The sequence below is a fragment of the Guyparkeria sp. SCN-R1 genome, from assembly GCF_003932495.1.
In the GTDB taxonomy this organism is placed as follows: domain Bacteria; phylum Pseudomonadota; class Gammaproteobacteria; order Halothiobacillales; family Halothiobacillaceae; genus Guyparkeria.
Genome location: NZ_QZMT01000005.1, coordinates 80,437 through 104,201, shown reverse-complemented (window position 1 = coordinate 104,201; position 23,765 = coordinate 80,437). Strand labels below are relative to the sequence as shown.

The 23,765-nt window shown below is 65.4% G+C and carries 24 protein-coding genes and 1 tRNA gene; 15 read left to right on the top strand and 10 right to left on the bottom strand.

Translation table 11 applies throughout. The features are described from left to right. Window positions 1–17: 17 nt before the first annotated feature. The gene (gene pal, locus D5687_RS04585) at window positions 18–533 is read right to left on the bottom strand and encodes a peptidoglycan-associated lipoprotein Pal (protein ID WP_125198585.1); all 516 of its coding nucleotides are present in this window, start codon (window positions 531–533) and stop codon (window positions 18–20) included. Window positions 534–770: 237 nt separating this feature from the next. On the opposite strand from pal, the gene D5687_RS04580 reads away from it, so the two are divergent. The 11 genes from D5687_RS04580 (at window position 771) to D5687_RS04530 (ending at window position 9,744) form a co-directional block, all read left to right on the top strand. Continuing rightward, a tRNA-Ser gene (locus tag D5687_RS04580) sits at window positions 771–861 on the top strand. A gap of 142 nt (window positions 862–1,003) precedes the next feature. Then, complete coding sequence (locus D5687_RS04575; protein WP_125198584.1) at window positions 1,004–1,240, top strand: acyl carrier protein; 237 nt, start codon at window positions 1,004–1,006, stop codon at window positions 1,238–1,240. After that, on the top strand, window positions 1,233–2,498 hold the full coding sequence (locus D5687_RS04570; RefSeq protein ID WP_125198583.1) for a beta-ketoacyl synthase: 1,266 nt from the start codon (window positions 1,233–1,235) through the stop codon (window positions 2,496–2,498). The genes D5687_RS04575 and D5687_RS04570 overlap by 8 nt, the downstream gene beginning before the upstream one ends. Before the next feature lie 42 nt (window positions 2,499–2,540). Continuing rightward, window positions 2,541–2,822: a phosphopantetheine-binding protein gene (locus D5687_RS04565; RefSeq protein WP_125198582.1), complete on the top strand. Its 282-nt coding sequence runs from the start codon at window positions 2,541–2,543 to the stop codon at window positions 2,820–2,822. Next, window positions 2,789–3,487 (top strand): hypothetical protein, encoded by a 699-nt coding sequence (locus D5687_RS04560; protein ID WP_125198581.1) that lies wholly within the window; start codon window positions 2,789–2,791, stop codon window positions 3,485–3,487. The genes D5687_RS04565 and D5687_RS04560 overlap by 34 nt, the downstream gene beginning before the upstream one ends. Continuing rightward, window positions 3,484–4,932 carry an AMP-binding protein gene (locus tag D5687_RS04555; RefSeq protein ID WP_125198580.1) on the top strand — a complete coding sequence of 483 codons (1,449 nt, stop codon included), beginning with the start codon at window positions 3,484–3,486 and terminating at the stop codon, window positions 4,930–4,932. Before D5687_RS04560 ends, D5687_RS04555 begins: the two co-directional genes overlap by 4 nt. Then, window positions 4,932–5,282 carry a hypothetical protein gene (locus D5687_RS04550; RefSeq protein WP_125198579.1) on the top strand — a complete coding sequence of 117 codons (351 nt, stop codon included), beginning with the start codon at window positions 4,932–4,934 and terminating at the stop codon, window positions 5,280–5,282. The genes D5687_RS04555 and D5687_RS04550 overlap by 1 nt, the downstream gene beginning before the upstream one ends. Further along, window positions 5,279–6,349 carry an acyl-CoA synthetase gene (locus D5687_RS04545; protein ID WP_240031420.1) on the top strand — a complete coding sequence of 357 codons (1,071 nt, stop codon included), beginning with the start codon at window positions 5,279–5,281 and terminating at the stop codon, window positions 6,347–6,349. Before D5687_RS04550 ends, D5687_RS04545 begins: the two co-directional genes overlap by 4 nt. Then, a complete protein-coding gene (locus tag D5687_RS04540) occupies window positions 6,276–6,893 on the top strand; it encodes an outer membrane lipoprotein carrier protein LolA (protein ID WP_125198578.1) in 618 nt (205 codons plus the stop codon). The genes D5687_RS04545 and D5687_RS04540 overlap by 74 nt, the downstream gene beginning before the upstream one ends. Then, window positions 6,890–9,283 carry an MMPL family transporter gene (locus D5687_RS04535; RefSeq protein ID WP_125198577.1) on the top strand — a complete coding sequence of 798 codons (2,394 nt, stop codon included), beginning with the start codon at window positions 6,890–6,892 and terminating at the stop codon, window positions 9,281–9,283. The genes D5687_RS04540 and D5687_RS04535 overlap by 4 nt, the downstream gene beginning before the upstream one ends. A gap of 11 nt (window positions 9,284–9,294) precedes the next feature. Beyond that, window positions 9,295–9,744 (top strand): hypothetical protein, encoded by a 450-nt coding sequence (locus D5687_RS04530; RefSeq protein ID WP_125198576.1) that lies wholly within the window; start codon window positions 9,295–9,297, stop codon window positions 9,742–9,744. A 12-nt stretch (window positions 9,745–9,756) separates the two neighbouring features. Here D5687_RS04530 and D5687_RS04525 read toward each other — a convergent pair whose 3' ends face one another. From D5687_RS04525 to D5687_RS04505, 5 genes are read right to left on the bottom strand one after another with little or no spacing between them, the layout of a single operon-like run. Continuing rightward, window positions 9,757–10,479, bottom strand: coding sequence for a polysaccharide deacetylase family protein (locus D5687_RS04525; protein WP_125198575.1), 723 nt, complete (start codon window positions 10,477–10,479; stop codon window positions 9,757–9,759). 30 nt (window positions 10,480–10,509) lie between these two features. Next, a complete protein-coding gene (fabG, locus tag D5687_RS04520) occupies window positions 10,510–11,253 on the bottom strand; it encodes a 3-oxoacyl-ACP reductase FabG (protein WP_125198574.1) in 744 nt (247 codons plus the stop codon). 10 nt (window positions 11,254–11,263) lie between these two features. Then, complete coding sequence (locus tag D5687_RS04515) at window positions 11,264–12,073, bottom strand: beta-ketoacyl synthase chain length factor (RefSeq protein WP_125198573.1); 810 nt, start codon at window positions 12,071–12,073, stop codon at window positions 11,264–11,266. Further along, entirely contained in the window at window positions 12,070–13,302 is a 1,233-nt protein-coding gene (locus tag D5687_RS04510; protein WP_370271301.1) for a beta-ketoacyl-[acyl-carrier-protein] synthase family protein, read from the bottom strand. Before D5687_RS04510 ends, D5687_RS04515 begins: the two co-directional genes overlap by 4 nt. Further along, window positions 13,299–14,021, bottom strand: a complete 723-nt coding sequence (locus D5687_RS04505) for a phosphatase PAP2 family protein (RefSeq protein ID WP_158611751.1) — start codon at window positions 14,019–14,021, stop codon at window positions 13,299–13,301. The genes D5687_RS04510 and D5687_RS04505 overlap by 4 nt, the downstream gene beginning before the upstream one ends. A gap of 536 nt (window positions 14,022–14,557) precedes the next feature. Between D5687_RS04505 and D5687_RS04500 the strand changes: the two genes are divergently transcribed. Genes D5687_RS04500 through D5687_RS04485 form a run of 4 tightly spaced genes read left to right on the top strand, consistent with a single transcriptional unit; the run spans window position 14,558 to window position 18,580 of the window. Then, entirely contained in the window at window positions 14,558–16,015 is a 1,458-nt protein-coding gene (locus tag D5687_RS04500) for an NAD(P)/FAD-dependent oxidoreductase (RefSeq protein ID WP_240031419.1), read from the top strand. A gap of 26 nt (window positions 16,016–16,041) precedes the next feature. Beyond that, window positions 16,042–17,040 (top strand): hypothetical protein, encoded by a 999-nt coding sequence (locus D5687_RS04495; protein WP_125198571.1) that lies wholly within the window; start codon window positions 16,042–16,044, stop codon window positions 17,038–17,040. Continuing rightward, on the top strand, window positions 17,025–17,801 hold the full coding sequence (locus tag D5687_RS04490) for a lysophospholipid acyltransferase family protein (RefSeq protein WP_125198570.1): 777 nt from the start codon (window positions 17,025–17,027) through the stop codon (window positions 17,799–17,801). Before D5687_RS04495 ends, D5687_RS04490 begins: the two co-directional genes overlap by 16 nt. Window positions 17,802–17,821: 20 nt before the next feature. Next, window positions 17,822–18,580 carry a glycosyltransferase family 2 protein gene (locus tag D5687_RS04485; RefSeq protein ID WP_204742138.1) on the top strand — a complete coding sequence of 253 codons (759 nt, stop codon included), beginning with the start codon at window positions 17,822–17,824 and terminating at the stop codon, window positions 18,578–18,580. A 44-nt stretch (window positions 18,581–18,624) separates the two neighbouring features. On the opposite strand, the gene D5687_RS04480 is transcribed toward D5687_RS04485, so the two are convergent. From D5687_RS04480 to purF, 4 genes are all read right to left on the bottom strand, one after another. After that, window positions 18,625–19,311: an FMN-binding negative transcriptional regulator gene (locus D5687_RS04480; protein WP_125198568.1), complete on the bottom strand. Its 687-nt coding sequence runs from the start codon at window positions 19,309–19,311 to the stop codon at window positions 18,625–18,627. Window positions 19,312–19,315: 4 nt separating this feature from the next. After that, on the bottom strand, window positions 19,316–21,139 hold the full coding sequence (gene ilvD / locus D5687_RS04475; protein ID WP_370271303.1) for a dihydroxy-acid dehydratase: 1,824 nt from the start codon (window positions 21,137–21,139) through the stop codon (window positions 19,316–19,318). A gap of 347 nt (window positions 21,140–21,486) precedes the next feature. Further along, window positions 21,487–22,005: a L,D-transpeptidase gene (locus D5687_RS04470; RefSeq protein ID WP_125198629.1), complete on the bottom strand. Its 519-nt coding sequence runs from the start codon at window positions 22,003–22,005 to the stop codon at window positions 21,487–21,489. Window positions 22,006–22,162: 157 nt separating this feature from the next. Beyond that, a complete protein-coding gene (gene purF / locus D5687_RS04465) occupies window positions 22,163–23,698 on the bottom strand; it encodes an amidophosphoribosyltransferase (RefSeq protein WP_125198566.1) in 1,536 nt (511 codons plus the stop codon). Between the last annotated feature and the right edge of the window lie 67 nt (window positions 23,699–23,765).

Below are 23,765 nucleotides of genomic sequence, written 5' to 3'. Positions count from 1 at the left end.
CGGTCAAGTCAAACGGCTTACTGACCGTATTCGATCACCGCACGGCGGTTCTTCGACCAGGCGGATTCGCCACTGCCGTCCACGGCCGGGCTCTCTTCACCGTAGCTGACGGTATCGATCTGGCTCGAGGAAACGCCGTAGGAGAGCAGCACGTCACGAACGGCATTGGCACGCTTTTCACCCAGCGCGATGTTGTACTCGCGGCTGCCACGCTCATCGGTGTGACCTTCGATTACCACTTCGCGATTGCCGTTTTCCTTCAGGAAATCGGCATTGGCTTGCAGCATGCCCTGATACTGGCCGGCAACCGAGTACTCGTCGAAGCCGAAATAGACGACGCGCTCACGCTCGGCCGGCTGACCTTCGTACATCTGGGATTCGCTCATACCGCCATCGCCATACATGCCGGTGCTTTGCGCGCCATCGGCGGAATCGGCGCCGTCCCCGGCACCCGCCCCCGAATCCGGCGTGGAGCTACACGCCGAGAGGACCACGGCCAGTGCACCGACAGAAGCAAGATAGGACCAACGCATAATTCGATCTCCTTGAATTGGGATACTTCAGTCAACACGAGACTGAGAAAAACAATAGCACAGCACCCGACCGGCAAAACCGTATCGAGTTGCTGCGCTGTGACTTGGAACACAGCAATCCGGTTCCCACGCCACGCGGCCTTTTTGCTTTAGCACCACACGGCGTGTTGTATATCCACAACAACAGATGCCCGGCTTGACACCAACCGGCTCGATCGCGGAAGATGCGCGGGCTTCGGAGGGTTGGCAGAGCGGTTGAATGCACCGGTCTTGAAAACCGGCAAGGGTTAATAGCCCTTCCAGGGTTCGAATCCCTGACCCTCCGCCACCAGATCGGACGAATGAGACACCTCCGGGTGTCTTTTTTGTTTTTGAGCTAGCCCACGCCGCCACCGTCGGTGGATTCTCGATCCAGGGATTGGGTCGAAGCACGCTGGACATCGGTGAAAGACGCTTACAGGAAGGAACGCATGCAGGCACTGGAACTCATCCGCACCGGCATTGCCGAGAACACGGATATCGACCCCGCCACCGTGACCCCGTCGAGCCGGCTCGATGAGCTCGGCGTCGATTCGTTCACCCTGCTCGAATTGATCTTTACGCTCGAGGAACAAATGGAAATCGAACTGGGAAGCGACGTCGGCACGCCGGAGACGGTTCAGGACCTGATCGACATCCTCCAGCCCCATTTGCCCACCAATGGCTGAATCCCGCCGTCAGGCACGGGTCGTCGTTACCGGCCTTTCGATTCTCGATCCGCTCGGCGGTGACACGAATGCAGTATTCGAACGCGCCGTGGCCGGACAGTCCAGCGTTCGCCTGTTTCCCTACGGCGACGAGGCGATCGGCGGCTCTACGCCGGCCGTCCATTTCGACCCGATCGACTTCGAGGCGCGGCTCGGCAAGGCCACCTGCCGCAGCACCGATCCCTTCGCACGCCTGGCACTGCTAGCCACCGAGGAGGCCTGGCAGCAGACGCGATTGGCGCGACCGACCAAGGAACCCGATCCGCGCGCCGGGGTCCACTGGGGAACCGCGCTCGGGGGCATCAACACCTTCGAGAGTGGCTATCGCGCCTTCTGGAAGGAGGGACGCAAGCGACTCTCGCCGATGTCCGTGGTCATGGGCATGAACAATGCAGCCGCCTCGCAGATCGGCATCCGCTACGGCCTGGGCGGACGGTCCGTGACCCACAGCGTCGCCTGTGCCTCGGCCGCCATCGCCATCGGCGAGGCCTACGAGCGCATCCGTGACCGCGAAATGGACCTGATGGTCGCCGGTGGCTCTGATCTGCCACTCGGCGTCGGGGTACTGCGGGCCTGGGATGCAATGCACATGCTCGCACCGGGCGACGAGAGCAGTGCCCACCGGGCCTGCCTGCCATTTCACCCGGATCGCCGCGGACTGGTGCTGGCCGAAGGCGCGGCCTGCCTGGTACTCGAATCACTGGAACACGCCCAGCGTCGGGGGGCACCGATCCTGGCCGAGCTGGCCGGCTACGGTGCCTCGAACGACGCCAACCACGTCGTCCGCCCGGACCACCGCGGTCAGGTCCGGGCCATCCGGGCGGCACTGGCCGATGCCGAGCTTGCCCCCGATGCGGTTGGCTACATCAACGCGCACGGCACCGCCACCACGGAGGGCGATGCCATCGAGGTACGCGCCATCCGCGAGGCCTTTGGTGATCGTTGCGCCGAACGGTTGCCGGTCAGCGCGACCAAGGCCGTCCATGGCCACGCGATGGGCGCAACCGGTGCAATCGAGGCGGCACTGACCGTCCTGGCGCTGCAACAGGGTAAACTCCCGCCCACCGCGCATCTGGATCGGCTCGATTCCACCTGCGAGGGGGTCGATCACGTACGCGGCACGGCGCGTGAGGTCCCTGACATCCGGGCGGCGCTGTCGAACTCGTTCGCATTCGGCGGCACCAATGCCGTGCTGGCCTTTACGCACCCCGACGGCTGACGTGCCGCGCCCCTTTTTATCACCGACAGACCGACTCAAACGATGACCGAAAGCCACGACAACACCATCGATGCCCTGATTCCCGAGGTTGCCGCCGAACTGGTGGAGGCCCTGAACCTCGACGAGACGCCCGAGGAAATCGATCCCGACGAACCATTGTTCGGCGACGGGCTGGGTCTCGATTCCATCGACGTGCTGGAAATCGCCCTGGTCGTCTCGCGGCGCTACGGATTGAACCTGCGCTCCGACGACGACCGAAACGAGCAGATATTCGCCTCGCTGCGTGACCTATGCCGCTTCATCGCCGAGAACCGGACCAAGTAAGCGGCGACTCGGCCGCCACCCGACTCCGTGGCTGGCTGATCGGCGCCATGGTGGCGCTCAACGTCGTGTTCGCCCATCTCTTCGCCGGGCAGGATCAGGTCTCGCTCGCCCAGGCGGCATTGGCCGTCGGCCCGCTGGGCATCGTCGCGCTGATCCTCATTCTCCCTCGCTTGAACCGAATCGGCGGCCTGATTGGGCTCGTCGGGCTATCGCTGCTGGTGCTGGGTACCGCGACCGTCCTGCACGACCGTGTTTCACTGCTTTACCTGCTGCAACATCTGGCGGTGCATATTGCCCTGGCCGCCTTTTTCCTGGCCAGCCTGAAACCGGGCCGGGTCCCCGCCTGCACGCGTTTCGCCGAACAGGTCCACGACGCCATGACGCCGGCACTGAATCGCTACACCCGGCAGGTCACGTGGGCATGGGGGCTGTTCTTTGTCATCAATGGCGCCTTCTCGGTTGCGTTGATGGCCCTTGCCGGGCCCGCCATCTGGGCCGACTACGCCGTCTACGCCACCTTCCCGCTGGTCGCCCTGATGTTCGTGCTGGAGTACCTGGTGCGACTTGGGGTACTGCCGCGCGAGGATCTTTCCAGCCCCTGGAGTGCGGTGATCGCCTACCGCCGCCACGTTCGTGAAAGCGCCGAACGACGGAGTCAGCCATGATCGACGCCACGTCCGACTCCATCCCGCTGGCCCCGGATGGCAACCTCCACCGGGTGTTACTGCTGGACGGCGACAACCAATGGACGGTTGCCGACGTGTTGGCCAGCGCACGAGAACTACAGCAAGCACTCGGCGCCCTGCCCGGCCCGGTCACGCATCTGATCAACCTTGCGGGCCGCCGCGACCAGTTCCTGGTAGGTCTCGTCGCCGGCATCCTCGGCGCACAGGTGAGCCTCATGCCCTCGACCCGCAGTCGTGGCGCGATCGAGGACCTACTTGCCGACCACCCGGATACCGTGATCCTCCACGACAGTGACCAGTCGCTCGAACCGGCCCTGGCCGCCTGTGGCCCACACCTGACCATCCCGCCCTTGCGCACGGCAAAACCGCCATCCGAGGGTGTTGCCCAGGTTCCGCGTATCGCCGCCGACCAACTGGTCGCACGGGTATTCACCTCGGGCACCACCGGCAAGCCCAAGGGGCATGACAAGCACTGGGGTCGACTGGTCGCGAACACCCAGGTTGCGGCCAGTGCCCTCACCACCCGAAATCGTGACACGATCAAGGCGAACCGCGGCCAACTCGACGGCATCCACCTCCTTGGGACGGTGCCCTCCCAGCACATGTACGGCTTCGAGTCGCTGATCCTCGCCGCGCTCTGTGGCGGCGCCACCCTTTCGGTCGATCAACCCTTTTTCCCCGGTGATATCGCCGCCTCGCTGGCCCGATTGCCATCGCCGCGCATGCTGGTGACCACGCCCTACCACCTGCATCACCTACTTGCCTCGGAATGTGCCCTGCCACCCTGCGAGTACATCCTCTGTGCCACGGCACCACTCGATCCCGGGCTTGCCACCCAGGCCGAACAGGCCTTGGGCGGGGTACTCCAGGAGATCTACGGTTCGACCGAGACGGGCCAGATTGCCGTGCGCCAACCAACCGAAGGCGCCGACTGGCAACTGATGGACGGTGTTCGCCTCGAGGAAACGGCCAGTGGCGAGGTGATCGCCTCGGGTGGACATGTCGAACACCCGGTTTCCTTGGCAGATTGCATCCAAGTGATGGACGAGGGCCGCTTCCGACTGATCGGCCGCCTTGCCAATCAGGTCAACATTGCCGGGAAACGCAGTTCGATCGAATATCTGAACGCCACCCTGCAGGCGATCGATGGCGTGGAGGACGGCGTGTTCTTTCGTCCTCGCTCGACCGGCTCCGATGGTCGGCAACCCAAGCGTTTGGCTGCGGTGGTGCGTGGACCGGGACTGACCGCCGACTCGATTCGCCGCGCCCTGCGGGAACGACTCGACCCCTTCTTCCTGCCCCGTCCCCTCTTGCTCGTCGAGCAGATGCCGGTCAATGCCACCGGAAAAATCACGCGCGATGCCCTCGATTCCCTGTTGACGGACAGCAACGATTCCGACCACCAACGACGGGATGCGAGCTGATGAACCATCCTAGCCAATTCCTGGCCGAATGGACGCCGTCGTCGCAGTCACCTGTGTTCGCCGGGCATTTCCCGGGAACCCCCCTCCTTCCCGGCAGCATGCTCCTCGACTGGGCCGTGTCGGCATGGGCCAACGCCAATCAACATAGCGTCGCCGATTGCTCCGTGCGCCACGCGCGCTTTCTCGCCCCTGCCCGCCCGGACGTGCCGCTCCAACTCGAACAGCGAACGGCCCGCCGAAACCGCACGCGTTTGCAGATCCTGGCAATGCCCAGCGACGGTGAGGCCTATGTCGTGCTGGACGTGCTCCTCGACCCACCCGGTCACGGTGGCGTGGAGGAGAGTCCGTGAACGGGCCGGGGGCCGAATCCAACCAGTGGCATGCACGCCGGGAACGGGGCCACCCGGCGCTGATCCGGTTGATGGTGTTCCTCTCGCGTTGGACCGGCCGGCGTACGACCCGACTGCTGCTCGCCCCCATCAGCCTCTACTTCCTGCTGTTCGTCCCGGCCGCCCGGCGCGCCAGCCGGGATTTTCTGCGCCAGGTTCACGGCCGACCGCCGCGTCTGCCCGATATCTACCGGCACTTCCATGCGTTTGCCAGCACGATCCACGACCGGGTGTTCTTCCTCAGCGGACGCTTCGATGCGTTCGAGATCGAGGTGGAGGGCGGTGAGTGTTTCGAGCCACCGGAGTCGGCGATCCTCGTCGGGGCGCATTTCGGCAGCTTCGACGTCCTGCGCGCCATGGGTCGTGTCGAGCGCGATTTGCCCATCAGCATGATGATGTACCCGGAGAACGCCCGGAAGATCCAGCGCGTGCTGGCCGCCATAAACCCGGAGCGGGCGCGAGACATCATCCCTCTCGGGCGGATCGACTCGATGCTCGAGGCGGGCGCCCGTCTTGACCAAGGAGAACTGATTGGCATGCTTGCCGATCGCAGCCTCGATGGGGATCCGATGGGCACGCGGCCGTTTTTCGGCCACCCGGCGCGTTTTGCCGCCGGCCCCTTTCGCATGGCCGCGATACTCCGCCAGCGACTGTTGTTCATGGCCGGCATCTACCTGGGCGGCAACCGCTACCTCATTCACTTCGAGCCGCTGGCTGATTTTCGCCATGTGTCGCGGCGTGAACGCTCGAAGGCCGTCGAAGCCGCCATGGATCGCTACGTCGAGCGCCTTGAGGCGCTTGTGCGCGAGCACCCCGACAACTGGTTCAATTTCTTTGATTTTTGGGCCGACGCCCGGGATATCCCGTCACGAGAAACCGACTCGCAGGAAGAAGAGTCGCCCACGAGTGACTCAGACGCCCCCCGTCCACCCTGGCCTCACCCAAGGAGCGATCATGACCCGGTCGATCTTCCGACATTTCGCCGTCCTGCTCCCGTTGATCCTGCCCCTCCCGACCTACGCCATTGACATCGAGGAGCTCGCCGCCGCGCTGGCCGAGCGTGGCGCCGACAGCACGGCATACGAGCAGACGCGCTATCTCGGCATCCTCGACGAGCCGCTGGAATCCAGCGGCCGTCTCTCCTTCGAGCCCCCCGATCGTCTCGTTCAGGAGCAACGTGAACCCGAGGCGCGCATCCTCACGCTCGACGGCGAGCAGCTGACGTTCGAGGCCGACGGTCGCCGTCGGGTCGTGCAGCTCGAGGACTCGCCCGAGGGCGCGGCACTGGCCGACAGCCTACGCGGCATCCTCAATGGTCGGATCGACGTGCTGAGCGAGGACTACGAGCTGGTGCTGAACGAACGCCCGGACGATGGCTGGCGACTGCACCTGTTACCGCTACGCGGCGAGCTGGCCGACCGTATTCGCCGTATCGAGGTGATCGGACAGATCGACGCAGGTCTCGCCATCGTCGAGCGTTTGACACTGGAATTCGCCAACGGCGATCGCAGCGTGATGCGGCTCGACCAGCATCGGGAAGATGAGCCGGATCACGAGCCAGCGTCACCATGAGCTTGCGTCTCAAGCATTCACTGACCCTCGGTCTGTGGCTGACGGTCGTGTTGCTCGCCATCTACTCGATCACCCAGACCCGCTTCACGGCGGACATGTCCGCCTTCCTGCCCGCCTCGCCCAGCTCGGAGCAGCAACTGCTGGTGGATCAGCTCCAGCAAGGCGCGGTCTCGCGCACCTTCCTCGTCGGGATCGAGGGCGGGACCGATGAGCAGCGGGCCGAGGCCAGCCGGCAACTGCATGCCAGCCTGGTCGATGACCCCGCCTTCGCCGCCATACAGAACGGCGATCGGGCCCACCACGAGCAGGCCCGCCAGTTCCTGTTCGAGCATCGCTATCTCCTGAGCCCGGCCGTCGATGCCGAGCGATTCTCCGTGGAGGGGCTGAACAGCGCTATTGGCAAGTCGATCCGTGAGCTCAACTCGCCGCTGGGCGACGTCACCCGCGAGCTCTTCCCGCGCGATCCCACGGGTGAAATGCTGGCGCTACTCGACCGACACGATCCAAGCAGCGGCCCGGCTCGGTGCTGTGTCGTCTGGTCGTCTGCCGATCAGTCGACCATGCTGCTCGTCGCGCAGGCCAGTGCGTCTGGCTCCGACACCGACGGGCTCGCCCGTGCCTCCCAACGCATCAAAAACACCTTCGACACCATCCGCGACGACATTGACCCGTCCCTGCATCTTGCGATCGCCGGTTCACCGATGTTTGCCATCGAGGCACGCGACCGCATCAAGGCCGAGGTCACCTTGTTCTCGATTATCAGCGTGATCCTGGTGACCCTGGTGCTGCTGCTCGCCTATCGCTCGCTGCCTGTGTTGCTGGCCGGGTTGCTGCCGGTCGGCAGCGGGGTGGCGGTCGGCATTGCGATGGTCGGATTGGGCTTCGACGAGGTCCACGGCATCACGATCGGTTTTGGTACCGCCCTGATGGGCGAGGCGATCGACTACAGCATCTACTACTTCGTCCAGTCACGGCAGGTGGGCATGGACAGCGACGGGCAGGGCGCGGGACAAAGTGCCTGGCTCCGGGACTACTGGCCCACCGTGCGCCTGGGGCTGGTCACCTCGTTGATCGGTTTCGCCGCCCTGCTCTTCTCTGGCTTTCCGGGGTTGATGCAGATCGGTCTCTACGCGATGACCGGCCTGCTGACCGCGGCGTTGGTCACGCGCTACGTGCTGCCTATCCTGGGGCCCCGACTGCCGCGCGGGGACATTGCCGGGCTGGGCCGACGGCTCGAGCGTCCGGTCGCCGAAATGCGGCGACTGCGCCCGGTTGCTATGTTGCTCGGCGGATTGGCCGTGGTCGTGCTCGTGTTCCAGCAGGATGGCCTCTGGCGAGACAGTCTTTCCGGACTCGCCCCGATCGACCCCGCACTCGAGGCCACCGACACCCGCCTGCGCGAGGAGCTCGGCTCCCCGAGCCCACGCCATCTGATCGTGGTAAAGGGCGAGGACAGGGAGACCGCACTACGCGCGGCCGAACACGTCACCTCGATACTGGATCAGCAGGTCGAGGATGGCCTGCTCGCCGGTTATCGCTCGCCTACCGAGACGCTGCCCTCGCTGGCAACGCAGCGCGCGCGCCAAACGGCCCTGCCGGCTGGCAAGGAACTGGAGCAACGCCTTGAGCAGGCACTGGTAGATCTGCCGGTATCGCCCGATCGGCTACAGGGCTTCGTCGATGACGTGGCACGCCAGAAAAAGGCCGCGGCGATGGAACTGGCGGATCTCGAAGGCACGCCCCTCTGGCTCGCGGTCGCCGGGCATTTGCCATCCGATGCCGCGGCGGGTCAAGCCCTGGCGGTCATCACCCTGCACACCGACGACACCACCCCGCAGGAAATGGCGGTACTGCGAGAGGCGATCACCCCGGTCGAATCCGCCGTGCTCATCGACCTGCTCACGGAGTCAAATCGGCTTTACGCTCGCTACCTCAATACCACACTGGTCGTGTCCCTCGCGGGCGCCGCAGCGATCGTCCTGCTGCTCCTGATCGTCCAGGCAAGCCCCCGGCGCACGCTGCGCACGCTGCTGCCGATCACGCTCGCGGTCCTGCTGGTGGTGGCGGGGCACGCACTGTTTGGCGGGCAACTGACCCTGCTGCACCTGGTTGGCCTGCTGCTGGTCGCCGCGATCGGCTCGAACTACGCCCTGTTCTTCCAGCCACCACCCGGCCAAAGCAACGGACTGGACGCGCGCACCCTTGCGTCATTGACCCTGGCAACGACCACCACCGTCTGTGCCTTCGGTGTACTGGCATTCTCGTCGGTACCCGTGCTGCAGGCCATCGGGGCCACGGTAGCGCCGGGGGCGCTTGCCGCCTGGCTGCTGGCCGCGATCTTCGCCACCCCTGCCGCCCGCCCGTTACCTGACATGACAGGACAAACCTGAGGTATGCACCCATGCCGACCGACCTGACCAGCCTTGATGGCCCGGCCATCTGCAAACGCCTGCCACATCACGGTGACGTCTGCCAGATCGAGCGAATCGTGAGCGCTGATGAAACCCGACTCGTCGCCGAAACCCGGGCCCATCAGCGGGATGACAATCCCCTGTGCGTGGGCGGTCAACTAGGAGCCTTTGCTGGCGTGGAGATGGCCGGGCAGTCGATGGCCCTGCACCTGGCGCTGCAGTCCAACGACAACGCGCCAGCCGGAGAAGGCATGATCACCCGCGCCAGTGGCCTGAACCCGCGTGTGGAACGGCTCGATGAACTGCCCGGTCCATTACGGATCACCGTGACCTGCGAGGCGCACGCCGGAGAGATGGCGCGGTACGGCTTCACCCTGGAGCATGAACGCGCGGTGATACTCGACGGAGGCCTGTCCGTCTGGCTGACGAACGGCATTTGATGGGCCGGTCGGTCAGAGACGGTCGGGATCGAAGTCGGTCAGGTCATACCCGGCCGCGCTGATCGTATCGAGCCACCGATCAAGGCACTCGGCGGTCAGTTCACGAATGTCGTGGAAGATCAGCACCACCGGTCGCCCCGTTTGCTCGGCGAGGCGCCGTTCGCGCTCGAGCCGAGTCAAAAGCGTACGGCGGACATCCTCGCAGTCGGCACGCGGGTTGGCATCGCCGGTGGTCAAACCGCCAAGGTCGGCAACGCCGGTCTCTGCGGTTGCCGCACGCCAAGCGTAAGTCCGGATCAGATAAGGCGCGCGTGCCAGGCGCGCCGCTTGACCCCGCCAGGCGGGCACCACGGCGTCCGCCACCCGCTCCCATTCCCGCAGTTGGGCGACCACCCGCCGGCGGTTTCGATACCAGGGCCAGCGTGGCCAGAAGTGGGTGGCGCCATGATTGCCCAGCCAGTGCCCCTCCTCGACGATCCGGCGTGCCAGGTCCGGGTGGCGCTCGAGGCTCCCCTTGTCCGTCCAGATCTCGTAGGGGGCGAACAGCAGCCGGCGGACCCACCAACCCCGCGGATTGCGCGCAAGCGTGAAGAACGCCGCGCGTAACGGTCGGTCCGGTTCTAAGCCACGCCGGGCCAGCACGTCGAGGACCCGCTCGGTCGTTCCGGGCCGCGGGCCGTCATCGAAACTAAGCATGACGGGATAGCCGCCAACCCCACCCTTGATTGGCTTCATGGCCGCATCATGGCGTGAATCGCCCCGGACTCACGTCATGCCACCATCAACGGCGATCACCTGCCCGGTGACATAGGCCGCGCCCTCGCCGGCCAGAAAACCGACCACCTCGGCGACCTCTTCCGGTCGACCGGCCCGGCGCATGGGGATGTGATCCTTGATGCCAGCGGCCGCGGCCGAGCCCTCGCTCATCGGCGACTCGATCAGGCCTGGCGCGACGGCGTTGACCAGCACCCCTCGCGAGGCCACCTCCCGGGATAGTGCACGGGTCGCACCGATCAGCCCTGCCTTGGCCGCCGAATAATTACTTTGGCCGCGATTGCCGATCAGGCCACTGACGGAGGCGATATTGATCACCCGTCCCCAGCGCGTGCGGATCATGGGCAGCAGCACCGGCTGGGTCACGTGGTGAAAGCCGTTGAGCGAGACATCCACCACCGCGCGCCAGCGGGCCGCGGACATCCCCGCCAGCGGGCCGTCATCGTGCATGCCGGCGTTATTAACCAGCACCTGCACCGGGCGCTCGGCGAGGATCGGGGCCAGGGCCGCCTCGACGGCCTCCGGGTCAGTCACATCGAAAATGACCACCTCGGCCTCAGCTCCCGCGGCACGCAACTCCACGGCCAGCTCCCCGACGCGTTCGGCGTTGCGGTTGGCGTGCAACAGCAAATCGAAGCCATCGGCGGCGAGTCGTCGGGCGATGGCCGAGCCGATCGCGCCGCTGACGCCGGTGACCAGCGCCAGTTTTCGTGACGAGGTTTCGTAGTTAATCATGGGCTTGCTTTCATGATTTCGGTTGATAGCTCAGGTCAAGGCCAATGGTCCCGTCGAGTGCCAGCAGAAACTCACGTGGCTCGCCTCGGCCCATGGCCTCCAGCAGGGGCAGGAGCCGACCGGTGGGCACCTCTCGGCGTAGCCGTTCCCAGGCCGGATCGGCCATAGCGGGATCGCCTCGGTCGGTTACGGCGGCCAGTTCGATATTCAATTGGTCACCCTCGCCTTCCCGCGCCGGCTGAATGACCAGCGCGATGGCAAGGGGCTCCGAGATCGGCTCGGCCTGATGCATCGGCTCGGGAAACGGTAGGTCGTAGACGACCAACAACACCGGGCGGTTCCCGAGGGTGGCCTGCATCCCGGCCTCGAGGAGCCCGACCGCGGCCGTCTCGTTGTGAGCGGCAATGGCGGTCGCGGGTTCCTGCGCGCCCACCGAAATCGACCAGTAGCCCGAAGCCGCGTTGTGCACGGAATTGTGAAAGCGAATCGGCGAGATCATGCGCTCCGTCTCGGCCAGCGAGGCGCAACTGTGGGTGAGCACCTCGGTATCACCGGTGGACGAGGCAAATACCATCGGCAACGTGGCCGGATCGATGCCGGCGGCCTCGACGGCTTCCCAGCAGGCCGTCATCGCCAGACGCGTGCTCTTGCCGGCACGGCGCCGCTCGGTGCGGGGCAGGCGATCGGCCTTCAACGCCCGCCCTAGCTCGTCGAGTGGCATGTGACCCGGCTCGCGGCCGTTTCGCAAGGCGTCCGCCGCCTCGTCCCAGTCCGCGAGCGCGGCACCGACAAAGCCGATGCCGCTGATCGAGAGCTTCATGCGTTTTCCTCCGGCCGACCGAACAGCAGGCTGCAATTGTTCCCGCCGAACCCGAACGAGTTGGTCATCACCCGGGCCGGGGGCTGGTCACGGTTTTCCACAAGGTAGTCGGCCGTGAAGGCCGGATCGACGTGCTCGGTGTTGAGCGTACCGGGCAAGAAACCGTGTTCGATGGCAAGCGCCCCGGTTACCAGTCCCGTGATGCCGGCCGCGCCGAGCGTGTGACCCGTCCATCCCTTGGTCGACGAGCACGCCTGTCCCGGGCCGAACACCGACTCCAGCGCACGGTCCTCGGCGGCATCGTTTACCCGGCTGGCCGTGCCATGCAGATTGACGTAATCCACTGATTCCGGCGAAAGCGAGGCGGCATCCAGAGCGCGTCGCATCGCCAGTTCCGCACCCCGCCCCTCGGGGTGCGGCAAGGACATATGATGGGCATCGACGCTCTCGCCGACCCCGAACAGGCAAAGTGCTGCCTCGCCGCGGTCGGCCTCGACCAAGGCGAACCCGGCCGCCTCGCCGATGGAGATGCCATCCCGGGCCACATCCCCCGGCCGACACGGTCCGGTTGAGGTCAACTCGAGTGAGGCGAACCCGTACAAGGTGGTCAGACAGAGACTGTCGACGCCACCAACCACGACCGCATCGCACATCCCGGTGGCAATCAGGCGTTGCGCGCTGGCAAACACCTTGCCGCTGGACGAACAGGCGGTCGACACGGCATAAATCGGCCCCTTGAGGCCCAGGCGGTCGCGCACGTACCGGGGGGCGGAAGACAATTCGTGTGTGGTCGCGTAGTGCAGCGGACTGGGCAGCGCCCCGGTTTCCGGGTCGCGCTCGCGAAAGGCCAGCTCGGTATGCAGTATCCCCGAGGTGCTGGTGCCGAGAACCACGCCGATCCGCTCGACACCGTGGCGCTGGACTGCCGCTGCAACCGCTTCGACGAACCCGTCCTGGTATAGACCCAGTTCGGCGAGCCGGTTGTTGCGGCAGTCATAGTCGGACAGGTCACGCGGGAGGGAGACCGATTCGAGATCCGCCACCCGGCCGATCCAGGTGGGCAGATCGACATCGAGGAAGTCGCAGGGCGCCAGCGCACCGCGCCGATCGCGCAGCGCATCCAGCAAGGCACCCTGACCCGGCCCGGCCGCCGTGGTGGCGGTCAGGGCCGTGATGCCGAGTCGGGGCAAGTTCGGGGACAACGCCGGACAGACTGACGACGCGCTCATGGATCCACCTCTGGCGATCGGTCAATGGAGGACAGGCTCTGGGCTTGCTCGGCCCGCGCCCCGACCGGGTGTCGCACCGAGAGCCGGTTCGCTGAGAGCCAGGCGAAGGCGGTGGCCAACATCGCCCCGCCCAGCACATCCCAGAACACATGCTGACCGATGGCCAGGGTCGAATAGACGATGCCCAGCGCCCAGAGCGCCGAGAGTCCGCGCCAGAAGGCAGGCATGCCGATCGCCCGGATCAGGCGATCCATCCAGAAGGCGCTGAACAGGGCGGTGGCGACATGCAGGGAGGGAAACGCATTGCCGCTGCTGTCGACGGCGGCCAAAAAGGCAAAGGCCGGCTCGCCCGCCCACAGCCCCGGATCACGCTCGATGCTGGTAGGAAACGCGAGAAACACCGCCAGGCCGGCCAGACACAACCCGCCGATCGCCACCCCGTAACGCACCAGCGTCACCCGGTCCGGCATCAGGGCCGGGACGAGGGAGACGTACAACCACAGCGAGGCATACAGGTAGAAGAAAATCGGCTGGAACAACACCTGGCGGTCGACCCAGGTTTCGGGCATGACCCGGGGGTCGTCCAACGGCGAGTTGAGCAGGTGAAAGTAGGCGATGAAGAACAGGGTCATCAGCACGGTGGTGCCCAGTCCCTTCAGGAGCCAGCAGCAAGCGAGCCGCCGGAGCACCTCCCGCCACCACGCGTCCCCGCCCGTCACTGCGCCGTCACCTCCTCTGTCGTCCGATACCACCCTGATTTCGCCCCCGGCGTGTGCGCTAATGGGAAACTCTGCACGATTCGATGGCGTCTCTGGCTCGCAGCTTTGTTCGCAGTCAAGGCGCCGGGCCGAAGGCGGGCTCGTTGCCCGTCGAGGGACGGCAACGCCGAGTGCAAGCAAACCGGCGAGCCCCGTCCGGGCGGGCATCCAAGGGCCCATCTGCGCCGTTGCATCCCTTGTAAAGGGCGACGGCCCTTCACGGCGGACTTCGCCTTGCATCTGGGCCCTTGGAAGTCCCGCAGAGACGTCATCGAAGGGTGCAGGGTTTCCCTGAGTGCGCGCGACTATCGCACGCCCTTACCCGCGCATTCAAGCGACCGCCATTTTCTGAGTCTCCTTTGAGACGTCGGACAAGGACGTGCCGGGCCGGGCAACGGCCGGGGAATCGTTGGCCAGCCCATCGAAGTTGACGCGACCTGCCCGGACTCCGATCATATCGCCCCGCCGCCAAGGCCGTCCGGAGTTGACCGGCCGACGTGAGCCCCGAACCACCGAACACCGCCACGAAGGCCGACCGCATGCACCCCCAGGACACCACTTCCTCCGCCAACCACTCGCCTACTGATGCCGAACACGCCCAGCGCCCCCCTGCGGGCGGCTATTGCGACGTGTTCGTCGTCGGCGGTGGTCCGGGCGGCTCGACCCTGTCGACCCTGCTGGCGCGCAAGGGGCATGACGTGGTGATGGTCGAAAAGGAACACCACCCGCGGTTTCATATCGGCGAATCACTGCTGCCAGCGAACCTCGAGCTATTCGAGACCCTGGGCGTGGCAGACGAGATCGCCGAGATCGGCATCAACAAGTGGGGGGCCGAGTTCGTCTCGCCGGAGCACGATCACACCCAGCATTACAATTTCGGCGAGGCCTGGGACAAGTCCATGCCCAAGGCCTACGAGGTCGAGCGTGCCGAGTTCGACCGCATCCTGTTTCGCAATGCCGAGCGCAACGAGGTGCGCACCTTCGAGGGCACCAAGGTAATCGACATCGACTTTCACGACGCCGCGCGCAGCGACGATCAGGGGCGTGAGTACCACGCGACCATCACGACGCAGGCCACCCAGGATGACACCGGCACACAGCAGACATGGCACACGGCCTTCGTTGCCGATGCCACCGGGCGCGACACCTTCCTCGCCAACCGCCATGACTGGAAGCGCCGCAGCCGCAAGCACAACAGCGCGGCCGTGTTCGGCCATTTCCGCAACGCCGTACGCAACCCGGGCAAGACCGAGGGCAACATCACCCTGTTCTGGTTCGACCACGGCTGGTTCTGGTTCATCCCGCTCAAAAACGGCGTCACCAGCGTGGGCATGGTCACCTGGCCTTACCACATGAAATCGCGCCAGGGTCGCTCGCTCGAGCAATTCCTGCTCGACAACATCGACACGGTCCCGGAACTCAAGCGCCGACTGTCGCAGGCATCCCTGGTGCGCGACGTGCAGGCGACCGGCAATTTTTCCTACTCGGCCGACCGCAGCCACGGCAAGCGCTTCATCCTGGTGGGCGATGCCTTCATGTTCATCGACCCGGTCTTTTCCAGCGGCGTGTTTCTCGCCATGCAGAGCGGCGCGTTCGGCAGCGAGGCGATTGATACGGTATTGCGCGAGCCGGCGCAGGCCGAACAGGCCTTGACCCGCTATGACCGGCAGGTGCGCCGGGGCCCGAAGGAGTTCTCCTGGTTCATCTATCGCATCACCAAGCCGGTCATGCGCGATCTGTTCATGGCACCGCGCAACTTCTTCCGCGTCAAGGACGCCCTGATCTCGCTGCTCGCGGCCGACATCCATCGCGGCACCCCGATCTGGCCATCGATCCGGATATTGAAGGGGATCTACTACCTCACCTCGCTCGCACGACTCCGCCGGGCGGTCGGTGACTGGCGCGCCCATCGCCGCAAGGTCCGCCCACTGACCAGCGAAACCGACCTGCGGTGATGATGGCCGACCAACCGACATGCACCATGCCACCCGAGTCCCCTGAACGACAATTGGGGGCGCTTGGCACGCCCGGCAGCCATCCGGAGGAGTTAAGGGGGTGCCTCGGCACCTTGCCGCTGGCCGTGCTTGACGGCAATGTCGATGACCTGCTGGAAGGATTCCTTGCCCCGGGGCCTGTGACCACCCGGCACCACGCCGGCGAGTGCCTGGCCCGCGCCGAGGGTTGGCTGTTCGGCAGCATCCCGCTCGATGAAACCGACGGGCTCATCCACGCGACCGAGACCGCGTACCGACAACTGTTCGCCCGTCTGCATGGCGAGAACACGCCCCACCTCTGGCGGGTCTGGCACTACGTACCCGCCATCAACGCCATCGACACAACCACCAGACTCGAGCGTTACCGCCTGTTCAACCTGGGGCGGGCAAACGCCTTCGAATGGGCCAATCAGGGGCCAGCCCAGTCCGCGCCGGCCGCCTGTGCGTTGGGTAGTCCCCGCGACACCACTGGCCGGGTGATCTACCTAGCCGCCGACACGCCGGCCGAGCGGATCGAGAACCCGCGCCAGGTCAGTGCCTGGGATTACCCCGAACGCTACGGCCCGAAAAGCCCGCTGTTCGCGCGGGCAGCGCTGGCTCGGGGCAAACGGCATGACTGGCTGTTCATCTCGGGCACCGCCTCGATCGTCGGCCACGAGACCCGTCACCACGGTGACGTGGTCACCCAGACTCGGGAGACGATTGCCAACCTCGAGGCCGTGCTGCAGGAGGCCAACGGCAAACGACGACCGAGTGAGTCACAATTCGCCTGGGATAATGGCAGCCTGCTGCGGGTCTACCTGCGCCATCCCGAGCACCTGCCCCTTGTCCGTGACGAGATCGACCATTGGCTCGATAGTCGCGCGAGACGGGTTTATTTGCAGGCTGATATCTGCCGCACAGACCTGCTGGTGGAAATCGAGGCGACCTTGCGCCAGACCCGGTCCGGGGCCGAGGCAGCCCGGGATGCATGGCCGGAATTGTGAACACGCGTCTGATCAAGCTCTTGCGCGCAGTGCACCGACCAATCGCCGGGCTACTGGGACACGGCGGGCTGGCCCTGCTGCTCATCGGTTGGTTGCCGATTGCACTGGTCATCGTCGTCTTGCCGCGGCCTACCCGCAGAGCGGCGGCGCGCCGGCTGATCCACCACGCCATGCAGGCCTACCGAGTGTGGCTCACGCTGATCGGTGTCCTGCGCATCGACAGCCGCACGCTCGACACACTCCGGGATGCCCCCGCGGGGGTGATCGTGGCCAACCACCCCTCGCTGCTCGATGCCCTGATCGTCCTCTCGCATGCACCCAATGTCGTCTGCGTGATGCGCGCCGGCCTGTTACGCAATCCCATGTTCGCCCTGCCCGCTCGACTTGCCGGCTACCTGCCCAACGACCACCCGGTCGAGATGATGCTCGGCGCGCGCGAAGCCATCCGAAACGGCTGCCACGTATTGCTGTTCCCGGAGGGTTCGCGTACCCCTTCCGGCACCGAAAAGGCGACCGGCCCGTTCCACCCGGCGCCGTTCATGCTCGCCAGTCGGGCGGGAGCCCCGCTGCACGCCTTCGTGTTTCGATACGATCGGCCCTTGCTCACCAAGGAGCTACCGGTGTGGCAATTACCGCCACTTCCCGTCCACCTGCACGTTGACGCCCTGACAAACGTGCCAGACGCAACGGGCGATCATGGCCCCCACCAGGCGGCCCGCGACTGGCGGCAGTGCTTCGAGCGACAACTCGTTACGCCATGAACTCCTCCGTCACCCCCTCTATGCGACCACTGATCCTGATCCCCTGCTACGACCCGGGCCCACGGATCGAAACCACGGTGCGTGATGCCCTGGCTCACGTCGAAGGACTTCCGGTCTGGGTGGTCGATGATGGCAGTGGGCGCGCAACCCGCGAGCGACTGGCGCGATTGGCCACGGAATACGAGCGGGTGCAGGTGCTCCACCATGAAACAAACCAGGGCAAGGGCGCCGCGATCCTTACCGGCATCCGGGCGGCACAACAAGCGGGCTTCACCCACGCCCTGACCCTGGACGCCGACGGTCAGCACCCGTCCGAGCGCATCCCCGCCTTCATCGCCGCCGCTGGGGAACAGCCCGATGCCCTGATCCTGGGCCGGCCGGTGTTCTCGACCGATGCCCCGGCGCTACGGGTCCACGGACGCAAGGTCTCGAATTTCTGGGCCAATCTGGAAACGGTCTGGGCGGGGATCGGGGATTCGCTGTTCGGCATGCGCGTGTACCCGATCGATGACCTGATCGCGGTGATGGAAGGCACGCGCTGGATGCGACGCTTTGATTTCGACCCCGAGGCCGCCGTACGCCTGGTCTGGCGTGGGGTCACCCCGGTCAACGTCGATGCCCCGGTGCAATACTTCGATGCCGAGCACAACGGCGTGTCGCACTTTCGCTACGGACGGGACAACCGTTTGCTGATCTGGATGCACCTGCGGCTGCTCGCCGGCTGGTTGCCGCGGCTACCGACACTCCTCCTACGTCGCCTACGAATGAAACGACGTTAAACGGAGTATAGACAGGCACCTGCAAGGTTTATCTCGACACCAAATTAGGTATTATGGCCCACGTCCCCGGTTGGTTCACGCAAGGCCATCAACTCGGCCATCGCACCCGACTCGTGGTCCGATCGCCGTTCGAGCCCGGCAATCACGCCGCCGCGGTCGGCAGCCGTCTTGTTCTGCCCCAGCTTCTCGATACCCTCGATTCGATCGGGCAGCAACTCGATACCCACGATCGCCGCCTTCATCCCGGCGATCTGCTTATCCGGCAGGTGATCCCAGTCGAACGGCTCACCCCCGATCCGCTCCTGGTGCGTGTCGATCAGGTCATGCAGGTGACGGTCGAGCCAGTCCGTATCTCCTTCACCGGCGAGTCGGACCGTGCCGCGCACATGAACCGCCTGGTAGTTCCAGGTCGGCACGCTGGTGTCGTGGGCATCGACGTACCATCGCGGCGAGACGTAGGCGTCCGGGCCGGTGAAGATGAGGATGGCGGACAACTCGCGACCGTCGGCCAGCGCCTGGGCCACCGGGTTCGCCCGGGCCAGGTGCGACTCAAACCGCCATTGCTCGGGCCGACAGGTCTCGCCAAAACGAAGAAAGGGCAAATGCACGCATCGCATCTGCCCTTCATTGGCCAGCACCAGCGCGGCGAACGGGTGGCTTGCCACCACGTCGGCCAGTACCGCCGGGTCGTCCTGGCGGAAGGCCGGCGGGATGTAGGTCCCGGCCGCCACCGGCTTATTTCACGCCGATCTGCGAGAGATCCCGCACCGCGCCCAGCGAGGCCGAGGTGGTCAGGGCCGCATAGGCCTTGAGCGCCTGGCTGACGTAGCGCTCGCGGTTGACCGGCTTGTACGCGTCATCGCCACGTTCGATCATCTTCTCGCGACGGTGGGCAAGATCGGCGTCGCTGATATCCAGGTGGATCGTGCGCTCGGGGATGTCGATGACGATGGTGTCGCCCTCCTCGACCAGCGCGATCTCGCCCCCGGAGGCCGCCTCCGGGGAGGCATGGCCGATGGACAGCCCCGAGGTGCCGCCAGAGAAGCGCCCGTCGGTGAGCAGTGCACAGTCCTTGCCCAGCCCCTTGGACTTCAGGTAACTGGTCGGGTAGAGCATTTCCTGCATGCCCGGCCCGCCCTTGGGGCCTTCGTACTGGATCACCACCACGTCGCCCGCCACGATCCGGTCGCCGAGGATCGCCTCGACGGCGGCATCCTGCGACTCGAAGACACGGGCGCGGCCGGTGAACTTGAGGATGGATTCGTCCACGCCGGCCGTCTTGACGATGCAGCCATCGCGGGCGATGTTGCCAAACAGCACGGCTAGACCGCCGTCCTTCGAATAAGCGTGTTCGTAGTCGCGAATACAGCCCTTGGCCCGGTCGATGTCCAGGCTCGGCCAGCGCGTGTCCTGCGAGAACGCCGTCTGGGTGGGGATACCGGCCGGGCCGGCGAGATACCGGCTCTTGGCCTCCTCGCACACCGTCTCGCGCGCGATGTCCCAGCGGTCGAGCCCGTCCTTCACGGTCTTGCTGTGCACGGTCGGGATGTCGTTGTGTAGCAAACCCGCCCGATCGAGCTCGCCCAGGATCGCCATCACGCCACCAGCCCGGTGCACGTCTTCCATGTGGTACTGCGCCGTGCTCGGCGCGACCTTGCACAGGTGGGGGATCTTGCGGCTCATGTGGTCGATGTCCGTCATGTCGAACTCGACCTCACCCTCGCGGGCCGCGGCCAGCAGGTGCAGCACCGTGTTGGTCGACCCGCCCATCGCGATGTCGAGTGCCATGGCGTTCTCGAAGGCCTCTCGTGTGGCGATCGAGCGCGGCAGCACGTCAGCCGCGTCGTTCTCGTAGTACTCCTTGGCCAGGCGCACGATCTGGCGGCCGGCCTCGAGGAACAGCTCGCGGCGATCGGCGTGCGTGGCCAGCAACGAGCCGTTGCCCGGCAAGGAGAGCCCCAGCGCCTCGGTTAGACAGTTCATCGAGTTGGCCGTAAACATGCCCGAGCACGACCCACAGGTCGGACAGGCCGACCGCTCGATCTGAGCGAGCGTCTCGTCGGAAACCGAGTCGTCGGCCGCCTTGACCATCGCATCAACCAGGTCGAGCTTGATCACCTCATCGGAATCCGGTGACAGGCGGGTCTTGCCCGCCTCCATCGGTCCGCCGGAGACGAACACCACCGGGATGTTCAGCCGCATGGCGGCGTTGAGCATACCCGGGGTGATCTTGTCGCAGTTGGAGATGCACACCAGCGCGTCGGCGCAGTGGGCATTGACCATGTACTCGACCGAGTCGGCGATGATGTCGCGGCTGGGCAGCGAATAGAGCATGCCGCCGTGACCCATCGCGATGCCGTCATCCACGGCGATGGTGTTGAATTCCTTGGCGATCCCGCCGGCCTTCTCGACCTCGCGTGCCACGAGCTGACCCATGTCCTTGAGATGGACATGACCCGGCACAAACTGGGTAAACGAGTTGGCGATCGCAATGATCGGCTTGCCGAAATCGTCGTCCTTCACGCCCGTCGCGCGCCACAGGGCGCGGGCACCGGCCATGTTGCGGCCGTGGGTGGTGGTCTTGGAACGATAATCGGGCATGGATCGGGTCTCCGAAAAACGGTGGGTCGTCTGTTAGGGGGAACTCTGCACGAATGCCATGCCACTCTGGCCTGTCGAGCCGTTCGTGATCAAGGCGCGTGGTCGCCGGCGTGCCGGTGGCCACGTCAAGACGACGCAACGCGGAGCACGGGCGGCTCAACAGGCCCCGTAGGGCGCGCCTTGAGCCGGGCATCTGCTGCGTTGTCGTCCTTGGAAAGGGAATCACCCTTCCGCGGCGGACGAACGCCTTGCATCTGCCCGGCTCAAGGCGCGCAGAGCGGTATGGCATTCGTGCAGAGTTTCTCCTATTCGATGATGTCGACCAGCGCGCCTTCCCGGACGCCGTCGAACAGGGTAATCACGTCGGCATTGGTCATGCGCACGCAGCCATGCGAGGCGGGACGGCCGATCCGCCCTTCCTCCGGGGTGCCGTGGATATAGATGTAGCGCTGCTTGGAATCGACGTCTCCGCCCTGATTGACGCCGGGCTCCAAGCCTTGAAGCCAGAGGATGCGGGAGGTGACGTCGTCGCGGGCGGCGCGCTCGTCCGGCCCCTGGAGTATCTCGGCCAGTTCACCGGTCGGCTGACGGCCACGGAAGATCATGCCGCGCTGGGCGTCGGCACCGATCTTCTCGTCCACCCGATGCAGCCCCAGCGGGGTCTGCAGGCTGCCTTTCCGGTTGCCGGTGCCCCGTTCGGCGGTCGAGACCGGGAAACTGCCGACCAGTTCTCCGGACTCGAACAGGTAGAGCCGCTGGCTGGACACATCCACGACCAGGGCCTGCTCCACCGGTTCGGCCGCAGCGCCAAGCCGTTCGGCCATGGCCGTGGCCGAACGCAGCACGCGATCGGGTACTGTCGTCTCTTGAGCGCTCATCGACGAACCCTCAGCGGTTGAGGCAACCGCGGCAACCGGGCCGGTTCCCATCATGCCGATCAGGGCAAACCAGAAGGCCGCAAGCCACCGACGCGGCAGACGGTTACTGGTCATTGTAAAGACCGACGGAAACGATATCGCGAGATCGGCGTGATGCCCCGGCTGCCCCATTGGCCTTGTCACGCTCGCTGTCGGCACGATTGCTCGCCAGGTTGTCGAGGTAATCGCCGTCGATGTCGTTGGTGACGTAATCGCCGGTGAAGCAGGAGCAATCGAACTGATCCAGTGTCGGGTTGCCCAGACGCACGGCTTCCTTGAGGTCCTCGAGGTCCTGGTAGATCAGATCATCGGCTCCGATCGCGTCGCGAATCGCCTCGACGTCGCGGTTGTGGGCGACAAATTCGTTCGCCGCCGGCATGTCGATGCCATAGACGTTCGGGTAGCGCACCGCCGGCGCCGCCGACGCCATGAAGACCTTCTTGGCACCGGCCTCGCGAGCCATGCGGATGATCTCGCTGGACGTCGTACCCCGCACGATCGAATCGTCGACCAGCAGCACGTTCTTGCCGCGGAATTCCAGGTCGATCGCGTTGAGTTTCTGGCGCACCGAGCGCTTGCGCTTGGCCTGGCCCGGCATGATGAACGTCCGCGCGATGTAACGGTTCTTGACGAAGCCTTCGCGGTACTTGAGGTTGAGGTTGACCGCGATCTCGAGCGCCGCGGTCCGACTGGTGTCCGGAATGGGGATAACCACGTCGATATCGTGATGCGCCCAATCGCGCTGAATCTTCTCGGCCAGCATCTCGCCCATGCGCATGCGCGCCCGGTACACCGACACGTCGTCGATGATCGAATCGGGGCGTGCCAGATAGACGTACTCGAAGATGCAACTGGCGTATTGCGGGTCATCGGCGCACTGGCGCAAGGTCACCTCGCCCTCGCGAGAGATGTAGATGGCCTCGCCGGGGGCCAGGTCACGCACCAGCTCGAATTCACCGGCCTCGATGGCCACCGACTCGGAGGCGATCATGTACTCGGTGCCGTTTTCCGTCTCGCGCTTGCCGTAACAGACCGGGCGGATACCGCGCGGGTCACGGAAGGCGAACACGCCCTCGCCCACGATCAGGCCGATCACGGCGTAGGCGCCCCGGGCGCGGCGATGCACGTTGGTGATCGCGGCGAACACGTCATCGGCCGACGGCCGTGTCTTGGCAACCGCCCCCAACTCGTGGGCGAAGACGTTGAGTAGCACTTCGGAATCGGAGTTCGTGTTGAGGTGGCGCCGATCCTCGGCAACCACCGCCGCGCGCAGCTCGTCGACGTTGGTGAGGTTGCCGTTGTGCCCCATCGCGATGCCGAAGGGCGCGTTGACGTAGAACGGTTGGGCCTCGGCAGAGGAATCACAGCCGGCCGTCGGGTAACGGACGTGACCGATCCCCATGTTGCCCATCAGCTGGCGCATGTGACGAGTGTGGAAGACGTCCTTGACCAGACCGTTTTCCTTGCGGAGAAAAAGCCGTTCCTCGTCACAGGTGAGGATGCCCGCCGCATCCTGACCTCGGTGCTGCAGGACGGTCAACCCGTCATACAACGCCTGATTGACCGGCGATTTCGCCACCATCCCAATAATGCCGCACATGCGTCAAACCACCTCGGTATGTAACCGTGCAAAAAGTCGAAAAGCCTCGGCTCGGGCCCTCCCGCCC